The following is a 5,058-nucleotide window of genomic DNA, read 5'->3' on the forward strand; positions in this document are numbered from 1 at the left end:
ATTCGGATTCGATTCGGAAATTCAGCATGAGTCTCAAACAAGACGGTGCGGCGGCGCAAGCCCCCGCACCTGCCGGCGATTCTCCCGCCGCGCGCGCCGACTGGCTGCGTGCCGAGCTGGAACGCCATAATTATCAGTATTACGTGCTCGACGCGCCTTCGGTTCCCGATGCGGAATACGACGCGCTGTTCCGCGAGTTGCAGGATATCGAGGCGGCCCATCCCGACTTGCTGACCCCGGAGTCGCCCACCCAGCGCGTGGGCGGGCAGCCGCTGTCGGCCTTCGACACGGTGCGCCACGCCATGCCGATGCTGTCGCTCAACAATGGCTTCGAAGACGACGACGTGCTGTCCTTTGACCGCCGCTGTGCCCAGGGCCTGGGCCGCGCCGCGCCGGCGGCGGAGGGCACGGCCGACCTGTTCAGCGCCGCCGAGGCGGTGGAATATGCCTGCGAACTGAAGTTCGACGGCCTTGCCATGTCCTTGCGCTACGAGGGTGGACGGCTGGTGCAGGCAGCGACCCGCGGCGATGGCGAAACCGGCGAGGACGTGACCGCCAACGTGCGCACCATCAAGGCCATTCCGCTGCGCCTGCGCGGCGATGCGGCAGCCTTGCCCGCGGTGCTGGAAGTGCGCGGCGAAGTCTTCATGTACCGCCGCGATTTCGACAAGCTCAACGCCCGGCAGGCCGAGGCCGAGGAGAAGACCTTCGTCAATCCGCGCAACGCGGCCGCCGGCAGCCTGCGCCAGCTGGATCCGCGCATCACCGCGAAGCGTCCCCTGTCGTTCTTCGCCTACGGGCTGGGCGAACTCCAGGGCGCGGCGCGCCCCGGGACGCACAGCGCCATGCTCGACTGGTTTGCCGGGCTGGGCATGCCGGTCTGCGCCGAGCGCGAAGTGGTGCGCGGCGCCCAGGGCCTGCTGGATTTCTACCGTGCGGTCGGCGAGCGTCGCGCCGCATTGCCGTACGACATCGATGGCGTCGTGTACAAGGTCAACGCGCTGGCCGAGCAGGAGCGGCTTGGCTTTGTCTCGCGCGCGCCGCGCTTCGCCCTGGCGCACAAGTTCCCGGCCCAGGAAATGACCACCGTGGTGGAGGATATCGAGGTGCAGGTCGGCCGTACCGGCGCCATCACGCCGGTGGCGCGGCTGGCGCCGGTGTTCGTGGGCGGCGTCACCGTGACCAACGCCACGCTGCACAACGAGGACGAGGTCCGCCGCAAGGACGTGCATATCGGCGATACCGTGATCGTGCGGCGCGCCGGCGATGTGATCCCGGAAGTGGTGGCGGTGGTGCTGGAGCGCCGGCCGGCCGATGCGCGCGCCTTTGTCATGCCCACGGCGTGCCCGGTGTGCGGTTCGCATATCGAGAAGCTCGAGGGCGAGGTGATCGCGCGCTGCACCGGCGGCCTGATCTGCGCGGCCCAGCGCAAACAGGCGCTGCTGCATTTCGCGCAGCGCCGCGCCATGGATATCGAAGGCCTGGGCGACAAGGTGGTCGAGCAACTGGTCGACCAGGGCATCGTGCACACGCCGGCCGATCTCTACAAGCTCGGCGTCGCCAAGCTGGCGGCGCTGGAGCGGATGGCCGACAAGTCGGCCACCAACCTGGTGGCGGCCATCGAAGCCTCGCGCGCGACCACGCTCAACCGCTTTGTCTTCGCGCTCGGCATCCGCCATGTTGGCGAGGCGACCGCGAAGGACCTTGCCCGGCATTTCGGCAAGCTCGATGGGCTGATGGCTGCCGACGAGGCCGCCTTGCTCGAAGTCAACGATGTCGGGCCGGTGGTGGCGCAATCGATCGCCAACTTCCTCGCAGAGCCGCACAATGTGGAAGTCATCGAGCAGTTGCGGGCCGCCGGTGTGCACTGGCAGGAGAGCGAGCCAGCGGCGCGCGCCGCGCCGGCGCCGCTGGCCGGCAAGACCTTCGTGCTGACCGGCACGCTGCCCACGCTCGCGCGCGAGGACGCCAAGGAGCGGCTGGAAGCGGCGGGGGCCAAGGTGGCCGGCTCGGTATCGAAGAAGACCGATTATGTGGTGGCTGGCGCGGAAGCCGGCAGCAAACTGGACAAGGCGGAGGCGCTCGGCGTGCCCGTCATCGACGAGGCCGCCATGCTGGCTTTGCTGGCCGAGGCTCAAACCGGAGATCAATCATGATCCGCGATATTCTCAAGATGGGCGACCCGCGCCTGCTGCAGGTGGCGCGTCCCGTCACGCGTTTCAACACGCCCGAGCTGCGCATCCTGATCGACGATATGTTCGACACCATGGATCATGCCAACGGCGCCGGCCTGGCCGCGCCGCAGATCGGCGTGGACCTGCAGGTGGTGATCTTCGGCTTCGATCGCAACCCGCGCTATCCGGACGCGCCCACCGTACCCAAGACCGTGCTGATCAACCCGGAACTGACGCCGCTGTCCGAAGACCAGGAAGAAGGCTGGGAAGGCTGCCTGTCGGTGCCGGGGCTGCGCGGCGTGGTGCCGCGCTACACGCGCCTGAAGTACACCGGCTTCGACATGATGGGATCGCGCATCGAACGCGTGGCCGAGGATTTTCATGCGCGCGTGGTGCAGCATGAGTGCGATCACCTGCAGGGGATTCTCTACCCCATGCGGGTACGCGACTTTACGCGCTTCGGCTTCACCGAGGTGCTGTTTCCCGAGCTGCCGCCCAACAGCGACGATTGACGACGGCTGGCGCCTTGCGCCCACGCGCAGCGTGAAGGGAGACAGAACATGCAGATATTTCGCCTCGCGCTTTGCGCGGGAGTCGCGCTGGCCATGGCCGCCCAGTTCGGCTGCGCGGCGCCCGGCGCGGATGGCAGCGCGGGGAGTGGCGGGGCAGCGGGTCAGCCCGTCGCCGCCGCGGCCGTGCACTGGCAGCGCGTGCATCTTGGCAGCGGTGCGCAGGCCTACGATTTCCCGGTCTATGCCAACCACCCGCTGGATGGCGACCTGCGCGGCATTCGTGAGGTGATCTTCGTCCAGCACGGGCTGCGGCGCAACGGCGACGATTACTATGCGGCCGGCGCCGCCTTGCTCAGGCAATCCAGGCGCAATCCCGACGAGGTACTGCTGCTGGCGCCGAATTTTCCCGGTACGCCGGACCAGGGCAAGGGCTTCGGCAATATGCCGATGTGGACCGTGCAAGGCTGGATGGGTGGGGAGAATGCGGTTAATGCGCCGTACTCGGTGAGCTCGCTCCAGGTGCTCGACGATCTGGTCGGTATGGTGACCGACAAGGCCCGCTTTCCCGCCGTAACCCGTGTGACGGTGGCGGGCCATTCGGGCGGCGCACAGCTCGTGCATCGCTACGCGGTACTGAACAATGCCGACGAGCGCATCCGTGCGCGCGGCATCGACCTGCGCTATGCGGTGGCGAATCCTTCGTCCTATCTGTACTTCACGCCGGAGCGTCCGCGCGGCAAGGGCTTCGCACCCTATGACACGGCGCTTTGTGCGGACTACGACAAATACCGCTACGGCATGGGCGACATGGTTCCCTATGCGCGAGGCATGACGGGGGATGTCCTGTTCCGCCGCTACCTCCAGCGCCAGGTGATTTACCTGGTGGGCTCGGACGACAACGATCCCAATCATCGCGTGCTCGACAAATCCTGCGGTGCCGAAGCCGAGGGGCCGACCCGGCTGGAGCGCGCGCGCGGCTACCTGCGCTACGAACGCCACCTTGCCGGCCGGCTTGGCAGGCAGCGCCCGCCGATCCATCACCGCGCGTTTGAGGTGGCCGGGGTCGGGCATAACCAGGAACGGATGTTTGGCTCGCAATGCGGCGCCAGGGCGGTATTCGGCCTGCCGGAGACGGCCAATGCGGATGGAGCGGCCTGTCGCGCGCCGCAACTGTAAAAGGCAGGTAGGGTAGAGCGGTAGAGCGGATTGCGGGCGATGGCTTTTCTGGAGCCAGCCATGCGGGACGCTGGCTCCGGCCATTGAACCAGCGGTAGCGGTTGAACGCCGAGGCCGGGGCGTATCGAAGGGTGTGCGCGCTGGCGGCCAAGGGGGCCGCCAGCGTCAGGACATGATGCTCAGAACTTCTCGAACGGCCCGAGGAAGCGCCACTGGCCTACCGGCAGGTCGCCCAGTACGATACGGCCCATGCGCACGCGTTTCAGGCCCACGACCTTGAGTCCGACCTGTTCGCACATCCGGCGGATCTGGCGCTTCTTGCCCTCGCGCAGGACGAAGCGCAGCTGCTCCTCGTTCTGCCAGCTGACCTTGGCGGGCTTGAGCGCCTCGCCGTCCAGCGACAGGCCGTGACGCAGCTTCTCGATCAGTTCCACCGGGAATACGTTCGAGATGTCACGCTCGACCAGGCCTTCCGGCGATTCCCAGCTCACCCGCACCAGGTATTCCTTCTCCACGGTGGAGTCTTCGCCGATCAGGTGGCGTGCGACGCGGCCGTCCTGGGTCAGCACCAGCAGGCCGGTGGAATCGATATCGAGCCGGCCGGCGGGGGCCAGGCTCTTGCGCTGCCACGGCGCAAAACGCTTGTGGGTGGGGTCCTGCTCCCACTGGTTCTCCGGTGCGAACAGGACCGCGGCCGGCTCGTAGCCGTCCTCGGCCTGGCCCGATACATAGCCAACCGGCTTGTGCAGCAGCACGGTCACGCGTTCGCCCTGCTCGGAGCGGGCGGCCTGGTGAATCTCGATGTTCGCTTCCGGGCTGATGCGGGAGCCGAGCTCGGTCACGGGCTGGCCATCCACCAGCACCCAGCCGCGGGGAATCCATTCATCGGCTTCGCGGCGCGAGCACAGTCCCAGTTCCGACATGCGCTTGGACAAGCGTACCAGGCCGTCGGAGCTGGGTTGGGGCGCCTGCTGCCGGGCGGGAGCGGCGCGCTCGGGGCGTGCGCCCTGGAAATCGCGCTGGCCTCCCTCGCCCGAACGGCGGGGACGGTCCTGGCCTTCGCCGGGGCCGGCGCGGCGCGGGCGGTCGTTGCCTTCGCCGGCAAAGCGGCGCGGACGATCCTGGCCTTCGCCAGGGTTGAAACGGCGCGGGCGGTCGTTGCCCTCGCCGGCAAAGCGGCGCGGACGATCCTGACC

4 protein-coding genes are annotated in these 5,058 nt (G+C 67.9%); 3 read left to right on the forward strand and 1 reads right to left on the reverse strand.

Annotated elements, in window-relative coordinates:
• The first annotated feature begins 26 nt into the window (after positions 1 to 26).
• The 3 genes from ligA to P3W85_RS06495 are packed head-to-tail and all read left to right on the forward strand — an operon-like array spanning position 27 to position 3,862.
• Positions 27 to 2,156, forward strand: coding sequence for an NAD-dependent DNA ligase LigA (gene ligA / locus P3W85_RS06485; protein WP_276264172.1), 2,130 nt, complete (start codon positions 27 to 29; stop codon positions 2,154 to 2,156).
• Entirely contained in the window at positions 2,153 to 2,686 is a 534-nt protein-coding gene (def, locus tag P3W85_RS06490) for a peptide deformylase (RefSeq protein WP_017225445.1), read from the forward strand. The genes ligA and def overlap by 4 nt, the downstream gene beginning before the upstream one ends.
• A 48-nt stretch (positions 2,687 to 2,734) precedes the next feature.
• Complete coding sequence (locus P3W85_RS06495; RefSeq protein ID WP_276264173.1) at positions 2,735 to 3,862, forward strand: hypothetical protein; 1,128 nt, start codon at positions 2,735 to 2,737, stop codon at positions 3,860 to 3,862.
• A gap of 179 nt (positions 3,863 to 4,041) precedes the next feature.
• Here the strand turns inward: P3W85_RS06495 and P3W85_RS06500 are convergent.
• On the reverse strand, positions 4,042 to 5,058 hold a 1,017-nt coding region (locus P3W85_RS06500; RefSeq protein ID WP_276264174.1), incomplete at its 5' end, for a pseudouridine synthase.

The organism is Cupriavidus basilensis, assembly GCF_029335485.1.
GTDB classification, from domain to species: Bacteria; Pseudomonadota; Gammaproteobacteria; order Burkholderiales; family Burkholderiaceae; genus Cupriavidus; species Cupriavidus basilensis_E.

Coding starts and splice junctions, on each gene's coding strand:
- def (WP_017225445.1), top strand. CDS start 2,153: ATGATCCGCGATATTCTCAAGATGGGCGACCCGCGCCTGCTGCAGGTG.
- P3W85_RS06495 (WP_276264173.1), top strand. CDS start 2,735: ATGCAGATATTTCGCCTCGCGCTTTGCGCGGGAGTCGCGCTGGCCATG.
- ligA (WP_276264172.1), top strand. CDS start 27: ATGAGTCTCAAACAAGACGGTGCGGCGGCGCAAGCCCCCGCACCTGCC.